Raw genomic sequence first — 21,504 nt, 5'->3', positions numbered from 1 at the left:
GCGTCGGGCCCGCGGCCGTGCTCGGCGCCGTCTCCGCCGGCACCGCCGGGGTGAGCGCGCTGTCCGGCATCGGCCAGCGGATCGCCGGATCACGCAACGCGCCGAGCAACCTCACACTCGCGCTGTCCGCGGTCCCCGGCCGGACGTTCACCTCCGCCGCGGTCGCCGGCGCCAAGGGCCTGGCGCGGCCGGTCATCGGCTCGAGCCGGCTCGCGGAGGGATTCAAGGGAGTCCGCAGCGGTGCGGCCGATGGCTTCATGAGCGGCGGTCTGCCCAAGTTCGCCCAGGACGTGGCCGAGACCAGCCGGTACGCGAGGCAGACCGGCTCCCTGCGCGACGGCCTGAAGCTCAAGGCCGCCACCGACGAGGCGGCCGCCGTGCTCAAGGGCGACGCGAAGCTCGCCGGCGAGGCGTTCGGCAACTCCGTGGACACCACCGTGAAGAGCATCGAGGCCAGCGGCGGCCACCTGTCCGCGGCCGACAAGCGGGAGCTGGAGGCGCTCAAGGTGCTCGCCGACCCGAGCGGCGAGGCGGCCGAGAACGCCGTGACCAACGCCGTCGGGGACGAGCTGAACGAACGAGACAAGAAGTAGGGCCCGATGCGCCTCGCCATTCCCGACACCGTCCGCCGGATCCCGATCGACAACCCGCCGCAGGCGATCCGGGAGTTCGCCGCGATCCTCGGCGAGCTGCGGGACCTGCCCGCCTCGGCCGCGGACCTGGAGCCGATCGCGACCGAGGCGGTGGAGACCGCGCTGCGCGAAGGCGCGTTCCTGATGGCCGTGGTCACCCCGCCGGACGCCGCGCCGGCCATGTTGACGGGCGTGGTGGTCGAGGTGCCGCCGAGCTGGGACCCGGACACCGCGGAGTCGCTGCGGGACGCGATGGAGGACGTCGGCGGGCCCGACGTGCGGGAGACCGTGGCGCTGGAGACCGGGCTCGGCACGGCCGTGGTCGCGCAGCGGGTGCCGGGTGTGGAGCAGGCGCGGGAGCGGCGGGCAATGACCGTGCAGCTGCAGGCGTTCATCCCCGAGCCCGCGTCGGGCCGGATGCTGCTGCTCACCCTGGCCTGCCCGTCCACCCACGGGTGGTCCACCCACCAGGAGCTGTTCGCGCGCCTGGTCACCTCCGCACGGGGCGACGACGACGTGGCGCCGCCGGCGGAGCCCGAGCCCACCCCGGCACGGCGGCCCGCCCCGGTCGAGGAGGAGTCCTTCGAGGCCCACACGTACCAGCTGTAGTGCCCGTAGGCGGGGCAAGATGGACGGATGCACGTGCTGCCCGGTCGCCCGTTCCCCCTCGGCGCCCATCCCGAGGCGGGCGGGGTGCGCTTCGCGGTGGCGTCGTCCGTCGCGGACGCCGTCGACCTGTGCCTGATCGCCGAAGACGGCACCGAGCACCGCATCGGGCTGACCGAGCGCACGTTCGGCATCTGGCACGGCCTCGTCCCCGGTGTCACGCCCGGTCAGCGCTACGGCTACCGCGTGCACGGGCCGTACGACCCCGCGCGGGGCCTGCGCGCCAACCCGGCGAAGCTGCTCGTCGACCCGCACGCGCGGCGGATCACCGGACGGGTCACCGACCTCGAGGCCACGCTCGGCTACCGCACCGACCCGATGACCGGCCGACCGTCGCATGTGGACTCGCTCGGCCACGTGCCGCTGTCCGTGGTCACCTCCCCCGGCGGACCGGACACCGGCCACAGGCCGCACACGCCGTTCGAGGAGACGGTGATCTACGAGCTGCACGTGCGCGGCTTCACCCGGCGGCACCCGGACGTCCCGGCGCACCAGCGCGGCACGTACCTGGGCCTGACCCACCCGTCGGTCATCGAGCACCTGGTGCGGCTCGGGGTGACCGCGGTCGAGCTGATGCCGGTCCAGTCGTTCGTCGACGAGCCGCCGCTGCTGCGCACCGGGCGGCACAACTACTGGGGCTACGCCACGCTCGGCTTCCTGGCCCCGCACGAGGGGTACGCCAGCGAGCCGGGCCGGGAGACCGCCGAGTTCGCCACGATGGTCGCCGCCCTGCACGCGGTCGGCATCGAGGTGATCCTCGACGTGGTCTACAACCACACTGGTGAGGGCGGCAGCTGCGGCCCGACGCTGTCCATGCGCGGCCTCGACGCCCCGGCCTACTACATGCTCGACCGCGACGGCTCCGATGTGGACCTCACGGGCTGCGGCAACACGCTGAACCCGGCGTCGCCGACCGTGGTCCGGCTGGTCACCGACTCCATGCGCTACTTCGCCACCGAGCTCGGCGTGGACGGGTTCCGCCTCGACCTCGCGAGCGCGCTCGGGCGCCCGCACGGCGGCCGGTTCGACCCGGACTCACCGCTGCTGACCGCGATCACCACGGACCCGGTGCTGGCCCGGTGCAAGCTCATCGCCGAGCCGTGGGACGCCACCGGCGACGGTTACCGGGTCGGCGGATTCGCTCCACAGTGGACGGAATGGAACGGCCGGTTCCGGGACGGCGCGCGGGACTTCTGGCCCGGCCGGGTCGGCGTGCGAGACCTCGCCTACCGGCTGTCCGGCTCGGAGGACCTGTACGCGGTCAACACCCGCCGGCCGTGGGCGTCGGTCAACTTCGTCACCGCACACGACGGCTTCACGCTGCGGGACCTGGTGTCCTACGACGAGAAGCACAACGAGGCCAACGGCGAGGACAACCGGGACGGCACGGACGACAACCGGTCGTGGAACTGCGGCGTGGAGGGCGAGACGAGCGAGGAGGCGGTGCTGGCGCTGCGGGACCGGCAGGCCCGCAACCTCCTCGCCACGCTGCTGCTGTCCACCGGCACGCCGATGCTGTGCGCGGGCGACGAGCTGTGGCGCACTCAGGGCGGCAACAACAACCCGTACTGCCTCGACGACGAGACGTCCTGGTTGGACTGGACGCGCGGCGAGCGGCCGGACGACATGCTGGCGTTCACCCGCAGACTGATCGCGCTGCGGGCCGGCTCACCCGCGTTGCGCCAGCCGGAGTTCTTCGACGGCCGGCCGAGCACCACCGGCTGCCCGGACCTGGTGTGGCTCGCGCCCGGCGGCAGCCCGATGACCGACGCGGACTGGTTCGACGAGGACCGCCGCACGATCGGCATGTGGATCGACGGCTCGACGTCGCTGTCCCGCGACCGCGAAGGGGAGTTCGTGCCGGACGACTCGTGGCTGGTGGTGCTGCACGCGGGAGACGAGCCGGTCGAGGTGACGCTGCCGGGCGGCGAGTTCGGCGAGAAGTTCGTCCCGGTACTCGACACCGGCACCCGCCGCGGCACGCCCGCGTCCGACACGGCCCTGCCGCCGGGCACGCCGCTGACGGTGCCGGCACGCACGCTGCTGCTGTTCCGCACCCCGCGCATTACCTAACGATTACCACCATCCGAGACGGCTGGGTTCGCCCGCACCGGGCGTGTCATGATCGCCGCCGTGAGCATGATCGACGACGTACTGGCGGCCGCACGGTCGCGTTTGGACCGTGTCACGCCGCTGGCAGCCGCCCGGCTGACCGACGCGCTCTTCGTCGACACCCGGCCCGCGCACGACCGGGCCGCGGAGGGCGAGATCCCGGGCTCGGTCGTGATCGAGCGGATCGTGCTCGAATGGCGGCTGGACCCGCACGGCGAGCATCGCATCGACGGGATCACCGAGGACACGGTGGTCGTCGTGGTGTGCAACGAGGGCTACTCGTCCAGCCTCGCGGCCGACAGCCTGCGCCGGCTCGGCCTGCGCCGGGCGACGGACCTGGACGGCGGCTTCCGCGCGTGGGCCGCGGCCGGGCTGCCGGTGCGCCCGGGCCCGAGCGATCCGATCACCTGAGCACGCGGTAGCGCACGTGCGTGACGACCGGTGAGGCGACGACCTCGAACGGCACCAGCTCGGTGTGCGGTAGGCCCTCGAAGAGCCGGGTCCCGCCGCCGAGCAGGACGGGCACGTGGTTGATGAGTACCTCGTCGACGAGCCCGGCCCGCAGCGCCTGCCGGTCGAGGTCGGCGCCCATCAGCACGACCTTCTTCTCCCCCGCCTGTTCGGCCGCCTCCTCGACGGCCTTCGCCACGTCGCCGACGAAGGTGAACGTGCCGCTCCGCTGCTCCAGCGGGCCGCGCGACTCGTGCGTGACCACGAACGAGGGCGCCGGGAAGGGCACGTCCTGCCAGTACCGCAGCCCGAGGTCGAAGGTCCGCCTGCCGACCACCACGGCGCCGACCTCGCCGCGAACCCGGGCGTCCATCGCCCGGTCCACCTCGGACACCGGATCGGCGAACATCCAGTCGTGCAGGCGTTCGCCACCCACACCCATGGGCTCGTCGGCGGACACGTCCGGTCCGGCCACGTACCCGTCGAGCGACATGCTCATGTACAGCAACACGGTGCTCATCCGACTCTCCTCATCTCGGGTCTGGAGGTTGGACCCGCGGCGGACCCGGAACTCATCGCGGCGCGGATGTCCTCGCGACGAACAGCACCGCGCCGCCGGCGCCCTCCGGCACGAACGTCTCCTCCTCGACGGTGAGGCCGGCGGAGGTGAGCCAGCGGCGGTAGGTGGCCGCGTCCGCGTGGCTCCACCACATCGGGCTCCCGCCGCCGAGCCAGTCGGTCTCCGTGCCGGTCCAGGCCTCGTGGCCGAGCGTCGCGGCGAAGATCCCGCCCGCGCGCAACCAGCCGGCGACGCGGTGGAGCAGGGACGGCTGCTCGGCCAGCGGCACGTGGATGATCGAGTAGAACGCCAGCACCGCGTCCAGCGAGCCCGGAGAGAAACGCACCATCGTCAGGTCGGACTGGACGAGCGTCGCGGCCGGGACGAGCTGACGGGCGCGGCAGAGCTGCGCGGCGCTGAAGTCGACCCCCGTCACCCGGTGGCCGGCCGCGACCAGGTCCCGGGCCACCGGAACACCGCTGCCGCAACCGAGATCCACGACGGCGGCCGCCGGGGGCAGCGCCGCGATCAGCGAGGCCAGCCACGGCCGGTACTTCGTCGACGCGCCGTACGCCTCGTCGTAGCGGGTCGACAGCGCGTCGTAGCCGCGGCGGACCAAGGCCTTCGGGTCGTCCACGGGCGCACGGTAACGGGGCGGCTCGCGGGCGGGCACTTCGGCTGTCCCGGTGGGCGGGGGAACCGGAGGCGCGCGGCGTAACGTCTGCTGCTCGTGAGGATCGTTCGTCTACTGGTCACGCCGGGCTCGCTCGCCACGCTCGTGGCCGTCGCCGCGATCGCCGTCGTCGAGAGGTCGGCCGGTGGGGTCGCGGCCGGGCTCGCCGGCGCGCTCGCCGGGCTATTCGCCATCCTGGCCGCGAGCCAGGTCGGCCTGCTCGCCAGCGTCCCGCTCGCCGGCGTGCGGGTGCAGCGGATCGTGATCGGCGTCGGGCCGCGGCTCGCCGACTGGAGCCGGCCCAACCGGAGCGTGGTGCTGCGCGCCCTGCCGGTCATCATGGCCGTCGGCGTCCGTGCCGCGAAGGCGCCGGTGCGCCGGCGGATGTGGTGGTCGGCGATGTGCTCGGCGGTGGCCGAGCTCGCCGTCGTCGTGGCCGCGGCGGCCTGGGCGGGTGGTGGCGGCGCGTTCGCGCACGGGTTCGCCATCGCGTGCGTCGCCGAGTTCGTGCACGCGCTGCTCCCCCAGCGCTCGACCGTCGCGACGTCCACGGGCTGGCTGCTGTTCCGCCTGCCCTGGGTCGACGACGAGCAGGCCCGCCAGCTCGAGGCCGCACCCGTGGTCGGCGAGGCCATCGAGGCGGCGCACAACGGCGACCTGGACCTGGCGGAGCGGCTGGCCGAGCGGCTGCGCGAATCCTATCCGGACCTGCGCTCGGCGCTCGCCGCGCGGGTCTTCGTGCTCGAGGCGCGGGGCCGGTACGCGGAGGCGATGATGCTCGCCGTCAAGCTCGCCTCGGACCGGCGCCAGGAGCCCGACGAGGCGGCCGTCTCGTTCGCCGCGCTCGCCGGGCTCGCGTGTGTCACGGTCGAGGCGGGCCAGCTGGACTCCGAGCTCGGCCTGTCCACCGCGAACGACGCGCTCGAGAACGCCGCGACGCTGGGCTACCCGGGCTACAAGCTGAACGGCGTGCGGGCCCTGCACGCGCTGCTGCGTGGCGACGTCGACGAAGCCATCGCGCTCGCCACGCGGGCGGCCGGCTCCGGTGACAACCTGCTGGTGCGCGCGGACGACCTCGCCACGCTCGCCCGCGCGCACATGGCCTCCGGCGACAACCGGACCGCTCGGGCGGTGATCACCGAGGCCGAGAAGCTCGCGTCCTGGTGGCCCCGGGTCGCGGGCACCCGCAGCCGCCTCGAAGTCACCTAACACCCGCGAGTCCAACACTCCCGACCCGCGAGTCCAACGCTCGCGACCGGCGAGTTCAACACTCCCGACCGGCGAGTCCAACATTCGCGACCCGAGAGTCCAACATTCGCGTGGCATGGAGTGTTGGACTCGCGGGTCCGGAACGTTGAACTCGCGGGTCCGGAACGTTGAACTCGCGGGTCCGGAACGTTGGACACGCGGGTTTGCAGCGTTGGACTCGCGGGGTCAGCCGGCGACGACGACGCGGCCCAGCTCCGCCGGGCTCGCCAGCAGCAAGTGGTTCGGCAGTACGCGGGCCGTGGCACCCAGTGCGCCCGTGTGCGGCAGCGGGACGTCCGCCACGTACGTCCCGTCGCCGGCCGGCGCCATCGGGGCGGTGACCACGTCGTACAGCTCGTCGCTGTCCGAGACCCGGCCCACGACCACCTGCACCCGCACGTCCGAGGGCGCCAGCCCGGCCAGGTCCACCCGTGCCGTCACCCGCACCCGCTCGCCCAGTACCGGCGTGCGGCGACCGTCCGGGTCCAGGCTCAGCTCGCAGTCGTTCACCCGCACGCTCGACCACGCCCCGGCGAGCCGGTCGCGGTACTCGGCGAGGCCGCGCGCGGCCCGGAAGTCGTCCACCCGCGCCAGCCCCACCGCGCTCGCCGCCGGCCGGTAGTGCGACTCCACGTACTCGCTGACCATCCGCGACGCCTGGACCTTCGGGCCCAGCGAGGCGAGCGTGTGCCGAACCATCGCGAGCCACGGCGAGGGAACACCGTCGCCGCCGCGCTCGTAGAACAGCGGCGCGACCTGGGAGCCCAGCAGCTCGTACAGCGCGGCCGCCTCGAGGTCGTCGCGGCGCAGCGGGTCGTGCACGCCGTCGGCGGTGGGGATGGCCCAGCCGTTGCTGCCGTCGTACAGCTCGTCCCACCAACCGTCCCGAATGGACAGATTGAGCCCGCCGTTCAGCGCCGACTTCATGCCCGACGTGCCGCACGCCTCCAGCGGTCTGGTCGGGTTGTTCAGCCACACGTCGCAGCCCCAGTACAGGTACCGGGCCATCGACATGTCGTAGTCGGGCAGGAACACGATCCGGTGCCGCACGTCGTGCTCGTCGGCGAACCGCACGATCTGCTGGATCAGGGCCTTGCCACCGTCGTCGGCCGGGTGTGACTTGCCGGCCACCACGAGCTGCACGGGCCGCTCGGGATGCAGCAGCAGCGCGCGCAGCCGGGCGTGGTCACGCAGCATCAGCGTGAGCCGCTTGTAGGTCGGCACGCGGCGGGCGAAGCCGACGGTCAGCACGTCCGGGTCGAACACCGTGGCCGTCCACGCCAGCTCCAGCGGGGACGCGCCGCGCTGCAGCCATGCCTCCCGCACCCGCCGCCGCACCTCGGTCACCAGCCACTTGCGCAGCGTGCAGCGCAGCTCCCACAGCTCGCCGTCGGACACCGAGTCGAGCCGGTCGCCGACCAGGTCGGTCATCTCGCGTGCGGTCCACGTCGGACCGTGCACGCCGTTGGTGACCGAGGTGATCGGCACCTCGTCGGTGTCGAACCCGGCCCACAGGCCGCCGAACATCTGCCGGCTCACCTCGCCATGCAGCTTCGACACCCCGTTGGCGCGCTGCGCGAGCCGCAGCCCCATGTGCGCCATGTTGAACATGCCGGCGTTGTCCTCCGCACCCAGCGCGAGGATCCGGCGGAAGTCCACGTCCGGCAGCAGCGCGCCGTCGCCGAAGTAGTGCTGCACCAAGTCGACCGGGAACCGGTCGATGCCGGCGGGCACCGGGGTGTGCGTGGTGAACACGGTCCCCGCGCGCACCGCCGACAGCGCCTCGTCGAAGGACAGGTGCTGGCCCGACATCAGCTCGCGCAGCCGCTCCAGGCCGAGGAAGCCGGCGTGGCCCTCGTTGGTGTGGAACACCTCCGGCTGCGCGTGGCCGGTCAGCTCGCAGTAGGTCCGCACCGCGCGCACGCCGCCGACACCGGCCAGGATCTCCTGGCGGATGCGGTGGTTCTGGTCGCCGCCGTAGAGCCGGTCGGTGACCCCGCGCAGATCGTCGTCGTTGCCGTCCACGTCGGAGTCCAGCAGCAGCAACGGCACCCGACCGACCTGCGCCTTCCAGATCCGGGCCCGCAGCACCCGGCCGCCGGGCATCGCGACGTGCACCAGGATCGGCGCGCCGGACGGCTCGGTCAGCGGCTCCAGGGGCAGGCCGCTCGGGTCGATCACCGGGTAGTGCTCGACCTGCCAGCCGTCCAGCGACAGCGACTGGCGGAAGTAGCCGGAGCGGTACAGCAGGCCGACGCCGATCAACGGCACGCCCAGGTCGGACGCCGCCTTGAGGTGGTCGCCGGCCAGCACGCCGAGGCCGCCGGAGTAGTTCGGCAGTGCCTCGGTGACGCCGAACTCCATCGAGAAGTACGCGATCGAGACCGGCATCCGGTCGAACCGTCCGTCGCCCTCCGGATCGTGACCGTCGAGCTCCGCGCCCCGGTGCTGGTACCAGCGGTCGCCGGTCAGGTAACGCCGCAGGTCCTCGGACAGCGCGGTCGTCCTCGCCAGGTAGTCCTGGTCGGTGGCCAGCTGCTCGAGCCGGTTCGCCGGCACCTCCGCGAGCAGCCGCAACGGGTCGCCGAGCCGGTCCCAGATCGCGGGGTCGATCGCCGCGAACAGCTCCTGGGTCGGCGGGTGCCAGGTCCACCGGAGGTTCGTGGCGAGCGTGCCCAGCTCCGCCAACGGCTCGGGGAGCCCGGCGCGCACGATGAAGCGACGTACAGCTTTCACGACGACCGACCCTAGCGGGCCCGTGAGTGGGCGCGACGGGGCCTGGAAGGACGCCTTCCGGACGCTCAACGTCAGCAGGGCGTCCTTCCTGGCACTTCGGTAACGTCGCGCCCGAGCAGGGAGGGGTGTGGCCGGTGACTGGTCGGCTTGGCATCGACGACGTCTCGCCCTCGGTCGCCTGCGGCCGGTATCCGGCGAAGGCCGTCGTGGGCGAGCACATACCGGTGCGCGCCACCGTCTGGCGGGACGGGCACGACGCGGTGGGCGCGACCGTCGTCTGGCGTGGCCCACGCGACGACGCCGAGCGGCACACCCGGATGGTCTGCGACGACCCGAACGCCGACCACTGGTCCGCCGCCATCTCGCCCGACACGACCGGCATGTGGACCTACCGCGTGGACGCGTGGAGCGACCCGTGGTCGACCTGGCGGCACACGGTCGAGGTCAAGGTCGGCGCCGCGCAGGGGCCCGACGAGCTGGCCAACGACCTGGAGGCGGGCGCGCTGCTGCTGGACCGGGCCGCGCGGCGGTTCCCGCACAACGGCGAGAGGCGCATGCTCGTCGCCGCGGCAGCCGCGCTGCGGGACACGTCCCGGCCGCTGCCCGCGCGCATCGCCGAGGCGCTGTCCGAGCCCGTCCGGAAGTACATGTGGGCCAACCCGATCCGCGACCTCGTCACCCGCGGCCGCAGGTACCACCTGTGGGTCGACCGGTCGCGGGCGCTGTACGGCTCCTGGTACGAGCTGTTTCCGCGCTCCACCGGCGGCGTGGACGAGTCCGGCAAGCCCGTGCACGGCACGTTCCAGACCGCGGCGAAGACGCTCGACCGGATCGCCGCGATGGGCTTCGACGTCGTGTACCTGCCGCCGGTGCATCCGATCGGGACCGTGAACCGCAAGGGCCCCAACAACAGCGTCGTGTCGGTGCCCGAGGACGTCGGCTCGACGTGGGCCATCGGCTCGGCCGAGGGGGGACACGACGCGATCCATCCCGAGCTCGGCACGTTCGCCGACTTCGACGCGTTCGTGGCGCGGGCGAACGAGCTCGGCATGGAGGTCGCGCTCGACCTCGCGCTGCAGTGCGCGCCGGACCACCCGTGGGTCACCGAGCACCCGGAGTGGTTCACCATCCGTCCGGACGGGACCGTCGCGTACGCGGAGAACCCGCCGAAGAAGTACCAGGACATCTACCCGCTGAACTTCGACACCGACCCCGAGGGCAGCTACGCCGAGGTGCTGCGGGTGGTCATGCTGTGGGTGTCGCACGGCGTGCGGATCTTCCGGGTGGACAACCCGCACACGAAGCCGCCGAACTTGTGGCACTGGCTGATCCGCCAGGTGAAGGCGGCCGAGCCGGACGTGCTGTTCCTGTCCGAGGCGTTCACCCGGCGCGCCCGGCTCTACGGCCTGGCCCGGCTGGGGTTCACGCAGTCCTACACCTACTTCACGTGGCGCACGCACAAGCACGAGCTGACCGAGTTCGGCAACGAGATCGTCGAGCACGCGGACGAGGCGCGGCCGAACCTGTTCGTGAACACGCCGGACATCCTGCACGCGTCGCTGCGGTACGGGGGCCCGGCGATGTTCGCGCTGCGGGCGGCGCTCGCGGCCACGATGTCGCCGACGTGGGGCATGTACTCGGGGTTCGAGCTGTACGAGCACGAGGCGGTGCGCGAGGGCAGCGAGGAGTACCTGAACTCGGAGAAGTACGAGCTGCGGCCGCGCGACTTCGCCAAGGCGCTGGCAGACGGCCGGTCGCTGGAGCCGTGGATCACCCGGCTCAACGCGATCCGGTCCGCGCACCCGGCCCTGCGGCAGCTGCGCACGTTGCGCTTCCACCACATCGAGAACGACGCGATGCTGGCGTACTCCAAGACCGACCCCGGCGGCAGGGACACGGTCATCGTCGTGTGCAACTTGGACAGCTACCACGCGCAGGACGGCACCCTCTGGCTCGACCTGCCGACGCTGGGCCTCGACTGGGACGACCGGTTCGCGGTCCGCGACGAGGTGACCGGCCAGACGTGGGACTGGGGCCAGGCCAACTACGTGCGGCTGGAACCGGCGCGGGCGGTGTGCCACATCCTCACGGTCATCCGCTGACGCGCCGGATTATGGTCGGAAAGCCGTTGCGGGACAAGGACTTACCTCCGGCACGCTGACCCCGTACGTTTCCGTGCATGGCACGGCGGCTGGAGCCGTGCCCCCTGCATGGAAGGTTCCGTATGTCCAGTTCCCGAAGAGTTCGCCGCGCCGCTTCGCTGCTGGTGCTCGCCCTGTCCGCGTCCGGCTTCGCCGTCCTGCCCGCCGCCACGGTGGCGGCCCAGCCGAGCCACACCCCGTCGGCCGAGTGCGCGTCGGACGAGAGCCCGACCGCGCGCCGCCCGGCCGGCGCCGCGGACGCGCACGAGCGCAACGAGGTCGCCCAGCAGGACGTGGCGGCGATCGAGCGCGACATGAGGTCCCGGCTCGGCGCCCACGCGGGCAAGCCGGCGGCGAAGGAGACGGTCCCCGTCGTCTTCCACGTGGTGCACGCCGCCGACGGCACCGGCAACGTCTCGAACACCGCGATCAGGGCGCAGCTCGCCGAGCTGAACCAGGACTTCGCCGGTCAGGAGGCCCCGGGCACCGCCGCGAACACGCAGTTCAACTTTACGTTGCGGGCCGTGCACCGGTGGGAGAACGACTCCTGGTTCAACGACCCGGACAGCGCGAACGGCGAGCGTGCGCTCAAGACCGCGACCCACGAGGGCGACTCGCGCACGCTCAACATCTGGTCGACCAACACCGGCTACCTCGGCTACGCCACCTTCCCGTGGTGGTACGCCGACGACCCGAAGCTGGACGGCATCGTGATCCAGTGGGGCTCGCTGCCCGGCGGCCCGATCGACAACTACAACGAGGGCAAGACCGCTACGCACGAGTCCGGGCACTGGCTCGGGCTCTACCACACCTTCCAGGGTCGCTGCGGCAATGCCAACGACGAGGTCGAGGACACCCCAGCGATGAAGACCCCGACGTCCGGGTGCCCGGCGGGCAAGGACACCTGCAAGGCCGCCGGCCTCGACCCGATCCACAACTACATGGACTACTCCTACGACTCCTGCTACAACCAGTTCACCCCCGGTCAGGCGACCCGCATGCAGGACGCCTGGGCCGCGTACCGAGGCTGACGCTCCACTGAGGACAGTGCCGCCGGGCCCGGTCGGACCCGGCGGCACTGCCGTGCGAAATCACGCCACAGCGGCGATCATTGTGGAGGTGCTGCCAACCGCACCCAAGGGGAACGGGACGCGGCTCAGCCACCGATACGTGCCGAACCGCACGGACCTGCCTACGGCGACCACAAGGGTTAATTTCGGGGAGGCGGAAATGTCCGAGACGACCCGTCCGGACGCGAACCTCGGCCTGGACGGCGTGCCGCACACGGGTGAGGCGCTCACCTCCGACGGCCACCTCGTCGAGCCGCAGGCCGACGAGTTCGCCCACGCCCGGTCCGCGCCGAAGGCCCCGCGGTGGTACAAGACCGCGGTCTTCTACGAGGTGCTCGTCCGTGCCTTCCACGACTTCACCAACGACGGCACCGGCGACCTGCGCGGGCTGGCCGACAAGCTGGACTACCTGCGGTGGCTGGGTGTCGACTGCCTCTGGCTGCCGCCGTTCTACGCCTCCCCGCTGCGCGACGGCGGCTACGACATCTCCGACTTCCGCGCGGTGCTGCCCGAGTTCGGCACCGTCGACGACTTCGTGCACCTGCTCGACCAGGCGCACCGGCGGGGCATCCGGGTGATCACGGACCTGGTGCTCAACCACACCTCCGACGCGCACCCGTGGTTCCAGGAGTCGCGCCAGCATCCGGACGGGCCCTACGGGAACTTCTACGTGTGGTCGGACACCGACGAGGGCTACCCGGACGCCCGGATCATCTTCGTCGACACCGAGTCGTCGAACTGGACCTACGACCCGGTGCGCGGGCAGTTCTACTGGCACCGCTTCTTCTCCCACCAGCCCGACCTCAACTACGAGAACCCCGAGGTCGCCGACGCGATGATCGACGTTCTGCGGTTCTGGTTGGACCTGGGCATCGACGGCTTCCGGCTCGACGCGGTGCCCTACCTGTTCGAGCAGGAGGGCACCAACTGCGAGAACCTGCCGCGCACGCACGAGTTCCTCAAGCGCTGCCGCAAGGTCGTCGACGACGAGTTCCCCGGCCGGGTCCTGCTCGCCGAGGCCAACCAGTGGCCCTCGGACGTCGTGGAGTACTTCGGTGACCCGGAGCCCGGCGGCGACGAGTGCCACATGGCGTTCCACTTCCCGCTGATGCCGCGCATCTTCATGGCCGTGCGCCGCGAGTCCCGCTTCCCCATCTCGGAGATCCTGGCCCACACGCCGCCCATTCCGTCCGGCGCGCAGTGGGGCATCTTCCTGCGCAACCACGACGAGCTGACCCTAGAGATGGTCACCGACGACGAGCGCGACTACATGTACGCCGAGTACGCCAAGGACCCGCGGATGAAGGCCAACATCGGCATCCGCCGCCGCCTGGCCCCGCTGCTCGACAACGACGCCAACCAGATGGAGCTGTTCACCGCGCTGCTGCTGTCCCTGCCCGGCTCGCCGGTCCTGTACTACGGCGACGAGATCGGCATGGGCGACAACATCTGGCTCGGCGACCGCGACGCCGTCCGCACGCCCATGCAGTGGTCACCGGACCGCAACGCCGGCTTCTCCCGCTGCGACCCCGGCCGCATCTACCTGCCCGTGATCGCCGACCCGGTCTACGGCTACCAGGCGGTCAACGTCGAGGCGCAGCTCAACAACGGCTCCTCGCTGCTGCACTGGACCCGCCGCATGCTCCAGGTCCGCCGCGCGCACCCGGCCTTCGGCCTCGGCGACTTCACCGAGCTCGGCTCCTCCAACCCGAGCGTGCTGGCCTACCTTCGACACGTGCCCGTCGACTCGGACCACGGCGGCGAGGAGGACCTCGTCATCTGCGTGAACAACCTGTCCCGCTTCCCGCAGCCGGTCGAGCTGGACCTCTCCGAGCACGGCGGGCGGGTCCCGGTCGAGCTGACCGGCGGGGTGCGCTTCCCGCCCGTCGGCGAGTGGCCGTACCTGCTCACGCTGCCCGGCCACGGGTTCTACTGGTTCCAGCTGACCGAACCCGGCCCCGATCACGAGGTCGACGAGCCATGATCAGAGTCGAGGACCTGGGCCCGGACCTGTTCGACTGGCTGGTGAGGCAGCGGTGGTTCCGGGCGAAGGCGCGGGGCGTGTCCGGCGTGCGGACGCTGCGCGCGACCGAGCTCACCGAGGGCTTCGTGCACGCGACGGTGTCCGTCGACGGCCAGCCGTACCAGCTGCCGCTCGGCGTCCGCAAGGACGTGCCCGAACACCTCGAGCACACGGTGATCGGCCGGCTCGGCGACACGGCGGTCTACGACGCGGCGCAGGACTCCGAGCTGATGGGCGTCCTGCTCGACCTGATCGCGGACGGCGCGACGGTGGCGGGCCTGGAGTTCCGCCCCGAGCCCGGTGTCGAGATCGAGCACGGGGTGCGGGCGCGGCCGATCGGCGTCGAGCAGAGCAACACCTCGGTGGTCTACGGCGCGCAGTACATCCTCAAGATCTACCGCCAGCCCGAGCCCGGCCCGAACCGGGACGTCGACCTGCATCGGGCCCTGCGCGCGGCCGGGGTGAAGCACATCGCCGAGCCGCTCGGGGTGATCAGCGGTGACTTCGGCAGCGGCGAGACCGTGCTCGGTTTCCTGCAGGAGTTCCTGCCGGACGCGGTGGAGGGCTGGGCCACCGCCACCGCCAGCGTGCGCGACCTGCTCGCCGAGGGCGACCTGCACGCCGACGAGGTGGGCGGCGACTTCGCGGGCGAGTCGCACCGGCTGGGCGTCGCCGTCGCCGAGGTGCACGCGGCGCTTGCCCGGGCCACCGGCACCGCCACGCTCGACCGGGCGGGCCTCGACGCCGAGGCCGATGCCATGCACGCGCGGCTGGACGCCGTGCTGACCGAGGTTCCGGAGCTGGCCCGGGACGAGGCGACCCCGCGCGCGGCGTTCGACGGGGTCCGCGAGCTGTCCGAGCCGCTGGTGGTCCAGCAGGTGCACGGCGACCTGCATCTCGGGCAGGTGCTGCGCTCCACGGCCGGCTGGGTGCTGATCGACTTCGAGGGCGAGCCGGCCGCCACCCCGGCCCAGCGCGCCGCCCGACGCACCCCGCTTCGAGACGTGGCCTCCATGCTCTTCTCGTTCGACTTCGCCGCGCTCTACCTGCTGGCCGGCGACCTGGGCCGGCCCGAGAGCCGGCAGGCGTTGGCGCGGGCCACCGAGTGGTCCGACCGAAACCGCACGGCCTTCTGCGACGGCTACGCGGAGGTCGCCGACGACCCGCGCGCACAGCGGACCCTGCTGCGCGCCCTGGAGCTGGACACGGCGGTCTACGAGGTGCGCTACGAGCACCACAACCGGCCCGACTGGCTCGCCATTCCCCTAGCGGCGATACGACGCCATGGCTAGCCTCAGAGTACAGATCAAACACTCCTGCTCGGCTGCCTACGGTACGTAGCGGGCCTGTTTGATCTGTACTCTGCAATTGAAAGGCTCCCTAAGGCGGGTGCCGCGGCTGACGAATCGGGGTGTCCAGGTGCGGATAGCGGATTTGTTGCGGCACAAGGGTTCCGACGTAGCGACCGTCCCTCCGGGTGTGTCGGTCGCCGGGTTGCTCGACGATCTCGCCCGGCACAACGTCGGCGCCATGGTCGTGTGCGACGACGCGGGCTCGGTGATCGGCATCGTGTCCGAGCGGGACGTGGTGCGCAAGCTCAACGAGCGCGGTGCTGAGCTGCTGCACGAGCCGGTCTCGGCGATCATGACGACCTCGGTGGTCACCTGCGAGCCGTCCGAGCACGTCGACAGCCTCGCCTCGATCATGACCGAGCGCCGGATCCGGCACATGCCGGTGGTGTCGAACGGCGAGCTGGTCGGCATCGTCAGCATCGGCGACGTGGTGCGAAGCCGCATCGCGCAGCTCGAGTCCGACCGCCAGCAGCTCGAGTCCTACATCGCCCGCGGCTGATCACCCGCCCTGCGTGGCCTCACCCGCGACGGCAGAATGAAGGCCGATGAACGACGAGAGCCCGCGAGGAACCGGCCGGAGAGCGGACCCGAGCGCTCTGCCCCCGGGCGACCTGCGGCGACTGGTCACCGGAGCCCACCACGACCCGCACTCCGTATTGGGCGTGCACTCCGACCACGCTGGGACCACGGTCGCGCGGACCTACCGGCCGGGGGCGAAGGCCGTCACGTTGCTCGCCGGTGAGGAACGCACGCCGCTGCACGAGACCGCGGACGGCGTGTTCACCGCGGAGCTCCCGAACTCGCCCGGCTCGTACCTGTTCGAGATCGACTACGGCTGGGACGACGACACGGACCCCATGCTCGTAGAAGACCCGTACCGGTGGCTGCCCACGCTCGGTGAGCTGGACCTGCACCTGCTGGGCGAGGGCCGTCACGAGCGGCTGTGGCACGTGCTCGGCGCGCACGTCCGTACCCATGACACGCCGACGGGCCCGGTCGAGGGCACCTCGTTCGCCGTGTGGGCGCCGAACGCGCGCGGCGTGCGCGTGGCCGGCGACTTCGACGGCTGGGACGGCCGGGCCAATCCGATGCGCTCGCTCGGCTCGTCCGGGATCTGGGAGCTGTTCATCCCGGGGCTGCCGCCGGGCACCTGCTACAAGTTCCGCATCCTCGGCCCGGACGGCGACTGGCACGAGAAGGCCGACCCGCTCGCGTTCGCCACCGAGGTCCCGCCGGCCACCGCCTCGAAGGTCACCGCCTCGAGTCACGAGTGGACGGACGAGGCGTGGATGACGCGCCGCGAGGCTACCGCGTGGCACGCCGCGCCGATGAGCGTGTACGAGGTGCACCTCGGCTCGTGGCGGCCCGGCCTCGGCTACCGCGAGCTCGCCGAGGCGCTGGCCGACTACGTGGCCGAGCAGGGCTTCACCCACGTCGAGCTCCTGCCGGTCGCCGAGCATCCGTTCGGCGGCTCCTGGGGCTACCAGGTCACCTCCTACTACGCGCCGACCGCCCGCTTCGGCACGCCGGACGAGTTCCGCCACCTCGTGGACACGCTGCACGCGCGGGACATCGGCGTGATCATGGACTGGGTGCCGGCGCACTTCCCCAAGGACGCCTGGGCGCTGGCCCGCTTCGACGGCACCGCGCTCTACGAGCACGCCGACCCGCGCCGGGGCGAGCACCCGGACTGGGGCACGCTCGTGTTCGACTTCGGCCGTACCGAGGTCCGCAACTTCCTCGTGGCCAACGCGCTCTACTGGCTCGAGGAGTTCCACATCGACGGGCTGCGCGTGGACGCGGTCGCCTCGATGCTCTACCTCGACTACTCGCGCCGGGAGGGCGAGTGGCTGCCGAATGTCCACGGTGGACGGGAGAACCTGGACGCCGTGCGGTTCCTGCAGGAGCTGAACGCGACCGTCTACAAGCACCACCCGGGCGCGATCATGGTGGCCGAGGAGTCGACCGCCTGGCCCGGGGTCACCCGGCCCACCCATCTCGGGGGGCTCGGCTTCGGGTTCAAGTGGAACATGGGCTGGATGCACGACACGCTGAGCTATGTCGGCCACGACCCGGTACACCGGTCCTACCACCACAACGAGGTCACGTTCTCGCTGATGTACGCGTGGAGCGAGAACTTCGTGCTGCCGCTGTCGCATGACGAGGTGGTGCACGGCAAGGGCTCACTGTGGACGCGGATGCCCGGCGACGACTGGAACAAGGCGGCCGGGCTGCGCGCGGTGCTCGCGTTCATGTGGGCGCACCCGGGCAAGCAGCTGCTGTTCATGGGTGGCGAGTTCGGTCAGGTGCAGGAGTGGTCGGAGAACCGCTCACTGGACTGGCACCTGCTCGACGAGCCGCTGCACGGCGGCGTCCAGCGGCTCGTCGGCGACCTCAACCGGCGGTACCGGGCGCACCCGGCGCTCTACGCGGCGGACACCTCGTCGGAGGGCTTCGCGTGGATCGACGCGAACGACTCGGCGAACAACGTGGCGAGCTTCCTGCGGCTCGACCCGGACACCGGCGCCGTGGTGGCCTGCGTGGCCAACTTCGCCGGGACCCCGCACCACGACTACCGCGTCGGCCTCCCGTCGGCCGGTCGCTGGCGCGAGCTGCTCAACACGGACGCGACGGACTACGGCGGCTCGGGCTGGGGCAACCTCGGTGGCATGGCGGCGAACGAGGAGCCGTGGCACGGCCAGCCGGCGTCCGCGCTGTTGCAGCTGCCGCCGCAGGGCGTGCTCTGGCTGACTCCCGAGGGCTGACCCCAGGGCTGACCTGCACCGCGTGGCCGGATTGCGCCGTCCGGCAACCCTCGAGGGCGCGATGCGGGCACACTGGTGGACGTGGGTACCCGACTCGTCCGCTTGACCGTGGCCCTCGTGTCGCTCGTGGCGCTCGGCACGTCAGCCTGTACGACCACCATCACCGGCACGCCCACCAGCAGCGGCTCGATCATCACGCAGACCGACCCGGACGAGCCGGGCGGCGTCGACCCGTCGTTCATCGAGAACACCGACGACGGCCCGATCGACCGGCTGGCCGCCGCCGTGCTCACCGACCTGCGGTCCTACTGGACCGAGACGTTCCCGGCGACGTTCGGCGGCGAGTGGAAGGACCTGTCCGGCGGCTACTACTCGGTGGACACCGCGGACGACGACGCGCCGACACCGCCGTGCGTGGACAAGCCGACCGACGTCGAGGGCAACGCCTTCTACTGCCCGAACGCCGACGTCATGGCGTGGGACCGGGCCGCGCTGCTGCCGGTACTGCGGGAGCGTTTCGGTGAGGCCGCGGTGATGCTGGTGCTGGCGCACGAGATGGGCCACGCCGTGCAGCGCCGGGCTGGGCTCACCGTAGAGAAGCAGCAGGAGAGCCCCGACGAGTACCCGACGATCCTGATCGAGGCGCAGGCGGACTGCTACGCGGGCGCGTTCGTGCGCTGGGTCGTCGACGACAACGCCACCCACCTCCAGCTCGCCGCGGACGGGATGGACTCCGCGCTGGAGTCACTGATCACCTTCCGGGACCCGATCGGCACCGAGCAGACCGACGAGGGCGCGCACGGCGACGCGTTCGACCGGGTGTCGGCGTTCCAGGACGGCTACGACGAGGGCGCCACGCTGTGCAGCGAGATGAGCGTGGACAACCGGGTCTTCACCCAGAGCGGCTTCCGGGACGCCTCCGACGCGGCGAACGGCGGCAACCTCGACTTCGCCCAGCTCTTCGAGTCGATCGAGCCCACCCTCGAGCAGTACTTCGACTCCCTGGTCACCCAGCGCGGCAAGCAGTGGCGCCAGCCCCAGCTCGCCCCGACCGATGAGCGTCCGGACTGCGCCGGCGACCAGGGTCCGGTCGCGTTCTGCCCGGACTCCACCGAGATCAGCTTCGACACGGGCGACGAGCTGCCCCGGATCCACACCACGATCGGCGACTACGCCACCGGCACGCTGCTCGCGAGCCGCTACGCGTTGTCCGCGCTGACCGAGCTGCAGAAGCCGACCGAGGGCGAGGAGGCCCAGCACGACACCGTGTGCCTGGCCGGGGCGTTCACCGGCTCGCTGCTCGGGCTCGAGGACCAGTTCCTGTCCCCCGGCGACCTCGACGAGGCGATCCAGGTGCTGCTGGCCTACGACTACGCGGCGCGGGACATGGCCGGTCAGGGCATCGACACCGGGTTCGAGCGGGTGCGGGACTTCCGCAAGGGCGTCCTCGAGGGCGACAAGACCTGCGGGCTGGACTGAAACCACGCGGCACGCCGGTACGTCGTACGCGAGTCGTACCCGGCCAGTAGGGTGCGCACAGCGTTCGAGTCGGTACCGGAGGGGTGTGCGATGAGGGGTGCGTGGCGGACCGGGCTGGCTCTTGCCGCGGTCACGGCGGCGGTGGTGGGTGTGGGGGGGTGCGCGGGTCAGCAGATCGCGGGCACGCCGCAGGCCATGGGGGACATCGACACCACCAACGCGGGCGGCATGGAGGTCAGCGACGACGGGCCGAGTGGCCCTCGGGATGGCGTCGAGGACGCGAAGCTGGACGTGGAGGGCGCGGACGGCGGCGAGATGGACCGCCTGGCCACCAACGCGATCGCGGACCTGTACGACTACTGGCGCGAGCAGCTGCCGGGCACGTTCGACACGGAGTTCAAGGAGCTCGAGCGGCTGGTGTCCTACGACTCCAACGGCGCCGGCGTGACGATCTGCGGCGCGAGCACGGCGGGTCTGGTCAACGCGTTCTACTGCGGCGGCAACGGCGAGGACGCGATCGCCTGGGACCGCGGCGAGCTGCTGCCGATGCTCAACGAGCAGTTCGGCCCGATGTCGGTGGTCGGCGTGCTGGCCCACGAGATGGGGCACGCGGTGCAGTTCCGGCTCGGCGAGAAGAGCAACATGAGCCCGACGACCCCGACGATCGTGCGGGAGCAGCAGGCCGACTGCTACATGGGCAACTTCTTCCGGTACGTCGCCGAGGACCAGTCCAAGCACTTCCAGATCAACACCGGCGAGGGCCTCAACGACATCCTCGCCACGCTGTTCTTCATCCGTGACCCCGCCGGCCTCGACCACAAGACCGAGGGCGCGCACGGCCTCGCGTTCGACCGCGTGTACGCGTTCCAGGAGGGCTTCTCGAACGACCCGCAGCGCTGCGCGGACATGGACGAGGCCGAGATCGAGGGCCGGATCGCGGAGAAGGAGCGCGAGGAGGCCGACGAGCAGGTCGAGGGGGACATCGACCCGATCGAGTACCTGGGCGAGCTGCAGGAAAGCCTCGACGCGGCCTTCAAGGACAACGGCGGGGATCAGCCGGAGATCACCGACAACGGCTCGACGTGCGAGAGCGGCGAGGCGACCAGCCCGGTGACGTACTGCCCGGACGAGAACGTGGTCGGCATCGACGCGCCGGCGCTGCGGGAGATCGCCGCCAAGCCGGACCCGCAGGCGCCGCCCGGCGAGGAGGGCAGCGGTGGCCTGGGCGACTTCGCGGCGTTCGCGGAGATCGCGTCCCGCTACGCGCTGTCGATCCAGAAGTCGATCGGCGCGCCCCTGGACGACGAGCAGGCAGGCCTGCGCACGGCGTGCCTGACCGGCGCGTGGGCCGGCTTCACGAACGAGGAGGGCCAGCAGCTACGGCTGGCGGTGGGCGACCTCGACGAGGCGGTGGCCGAGCTGCTGCAGGAGGAGAGCCTGATCGCGGCCGACGTCAACGGCAAGCAGGTCCAGTCCGGCTTCGCCCGGGTGGAGGCCTTCCGGCGCGGCTTCATCGAGGGGTCCGGACCCTGTACGGAGGACTTCTCCTAGTTCCTTCCCGAGTCGGCCCCCGATCCGCTGCTGGATCGGGGGCCGAC

The 21,504-nt window shown here is 71.7% G+C and carries 16 protein-coding genes; 13 read left to right on the top strand and 3 right to left on the bottom strand.

Annotated features, from left to right (window positions below; translation table 11 throughout):
• The 4 genes from ACRDTB_RS20665 to ACRDTB_RS20650 form a co-directional block, all read left to right on the top strand.
• Nucleotides 1-593: hypothetical protein (locus tag ACRDTB_RS20665; protein WP_431432620.1), on the top strand; the 593-nt coding region annotated here is incomplete at its 5' end.
• 6 nt (nt 594-599) lie between these two features.
• Nucleotides 600-1,241 (top strand): hypothetical protein, encoded by a 642-nt coding sequence (locus ACRDTB_RS20660; protein ID WP_431432618.1) that lies wholly within the window; start codon nt 600-602, stop codon nt 1,239-1,241.
• A 27-nt stretch (nt 1,242-1,268) separates the two neighbouring features.
• A complete protein-coding gene (gene glgX / locus ACRDTB_RS20655) occupies nt 1,269-3,371 on the top strand; it encodes a glycogen debranching protein GlgX (protein ID WP_431432616.1) in 2,103 nt (700 codons plus the stop codon).
• Between the two features lie 60 nt (nt 3,372-3,431).
• Nucleotides 3,432-3,821, top strand: a complete 390-nt coding sequence (locus ACRDTB_RS20650) for a rhodanese-like domain-containing protein (protein WP_431432614.1) — start codon at nt 3,432-3,434, stop codon at nt 3,819-3,821.
• Here the strand turns inward: ACRDTB_RS20650 and ACRDTB_RS20645 are convergent.
• The gene (locus ACRDTB_RS20645; protein WP_431432612.1) at nt 3,814-4,380 is read right to left on the bottom strand and encodes a dihydrofolate reductase family protein; all 567 of its coding nucleotides are present in this window, start codon (nt 4,378-4,380) and stop codon (nt 3,814-3,816) included. The two genes, ACRDTB_RS20650 and ACRDTB_RS20645, sit on opposite strands and share 8 nt — an antisense overlap.
• 52 nt (nt 4,381-4,432) lie before the next feature.
• Entirely contained in the window at nt 4,433-5,056 is a 624-nt protein-coding gene (locus ACRDTB_RS20640) for a class I SAM-dependent methyltransferase (protein WP_431432610.1), read from the bottom strand.
• A 93-nt stretch (nt 5,057-5,149) separates the two neighbouring features.
• Between ACRDTB_RS20640 and ACRDTB_RS20635 the strand changes: the two genes are divergently transcribed.
• A complete protein-coding gene (locus tag ACRDTB_RS20635; protein ID WP_431432608.1) occupies nt 5,150-6,301 on the top strand; it encodes a hypothetical protein in 1,152 nt (383 codons plus the stop codon).
• 225 nt (nt 6,302-6,526) lie between these two features.
• On the opposite strand, the gene glgP is transcribed toward ACRDTB_RS20635, so the two are convergent.
• Nucleotides 6,527-9,076, bottom strand: a complete 2,550-nt coding sequence (glgP, locus tag ACRDTB_RS20630; protein ID WP_431432606.1) for an alpha-glucan family phosphorylase — start codon at nt 9,074-9,076, stop codon at nt 6,527-6,529.
• A 134-nt stretch (nt 9,077-9,210) separates the two neighbouring features.
• Between glgP and ACRDTB_RS20625 the strand changes: the two genes are divergently transcribed.
• The 8 genes from ACRDTB_RS20625 (at nt 9,211) to ACRDTB_RS20590 (ending at nt 21,457) form a co-directional block, all read left to right on the top strand.
• On the top strand, nt 9,211-11,178 hold the full coding sequence (locus tag ACRDTB_RS20625) for an alpha-1,4-glucan--maltose-1-phosphate maltosyltransferase (protein ID WP_431432604.1): 1,968 nt from the start codon (nt 9,211-9,213) through the stop codon (nt 11,176-11,178).
• Nucleotides 11,179-11,300: 122 nt separating this feature from the next.
• The gene (locus ACRDTB_RS20620; RefSeq protein ID WP_431432602.1) at nt 11,301-12,248 is read left to right on the top strand and encodes a zinc metalloprotease; all 948 of its coding nucleotides are present in this window, start codon (nt 11,301-11,303) and stop codon (nt 12,246-12,248) included.
• 199 nt (nt 12,249-12,447) lie between these two features.
• Nucleotides 12,448-14,271, top strand: a complete 1,824-nt coding sequence (gene treS / locus ACRDTB_RS20615; RefSeq protein WP_431432600.1) for a maltose alpha-D-glucosyltransferase — start codon at nt 12,448-12,450, stop codon at nt 14,269-14,271.
• Complete coding sequence (locus tag ACRDTB_RS20610) at nt 14,268-15,602, top strand: maltokinase N-terminal cap-like domain-containing protein (protein WP_431432598.1); 1,335 nt, start codon at nt 14,268-14,270, stop codon at nt 15,600-15,602. The genes treS and ACRDTB_RS20610 overlap by 4 nt, the downstream gene beginning before the upstream one ends.
• Before the next feature lie 127 nt (nt 15,603-15,729).
• The gene (locus ACRDTB_RS20605; RefSeq protein ID WP_431432596.1) at nt 15,730-16,161 is read left to right on the top strand and encodes a CBS domain-containing protein; all 432 of its coding nucleotides are present in this window, start codon (nt 15,730-15,732) and stop codon (nt 16,159-16,161) included.
• Nucleotides 16,162-16,207: 46 nt separating this feature from the next.
• A complete protein-coding gene (gene glgB / locus ACRDTB_RS20600; protein ID WP_431432594.1) occupies nt 16,208-18,427 on the top strand; it encodes a 1,4-alpha-glucan branching protein GlgB in 2,220 nt (739 codons plus the stop codon).
• 81 nt (nt 18,428-18,508) lie between these two features.
• Nucleotides 18,509-19,906, top strand: a complete 1,398-nt coding sequence (locus ACRDTB_RS20595) for a neutral zinc metallopeptidase (RefSeq protein ID WP_431432592.1) — start codon at nt 18,509-18,511, stop codon at nt 19,904-19,906.
• Between the two features lie 90 nt (nt 19,907-19,996).
• The gene (locus tag ACRDTB_RS20590) at nt 19,997-21,457 is read left to right on the top strand and encodes a neutral zinc metallopeptidase (protein ID WP_431432590.1); all 1,461 of its coding nucleotides are present in this window, start codon (nt 19,997-19,999) and stop codon (nt 21,455-21,457) included.
• Nucleotides 21,458-21,504 lie beyond the last annotated feature (47 nt).

It is taken from the genome of Actinophytocola sp. (genome assembly GCF_050699935.1).
GTDB lineage: Bacteria > Actinomycetota > Actinomycetes > Mycobacteriales > Pseudonocardiaceae > Actinophytocola.
The sequence above is the reverse complement of the archived record's forward strand: the minus strand, read 5'-3'. Positions and strand labels throughout refer to the sequence as shown.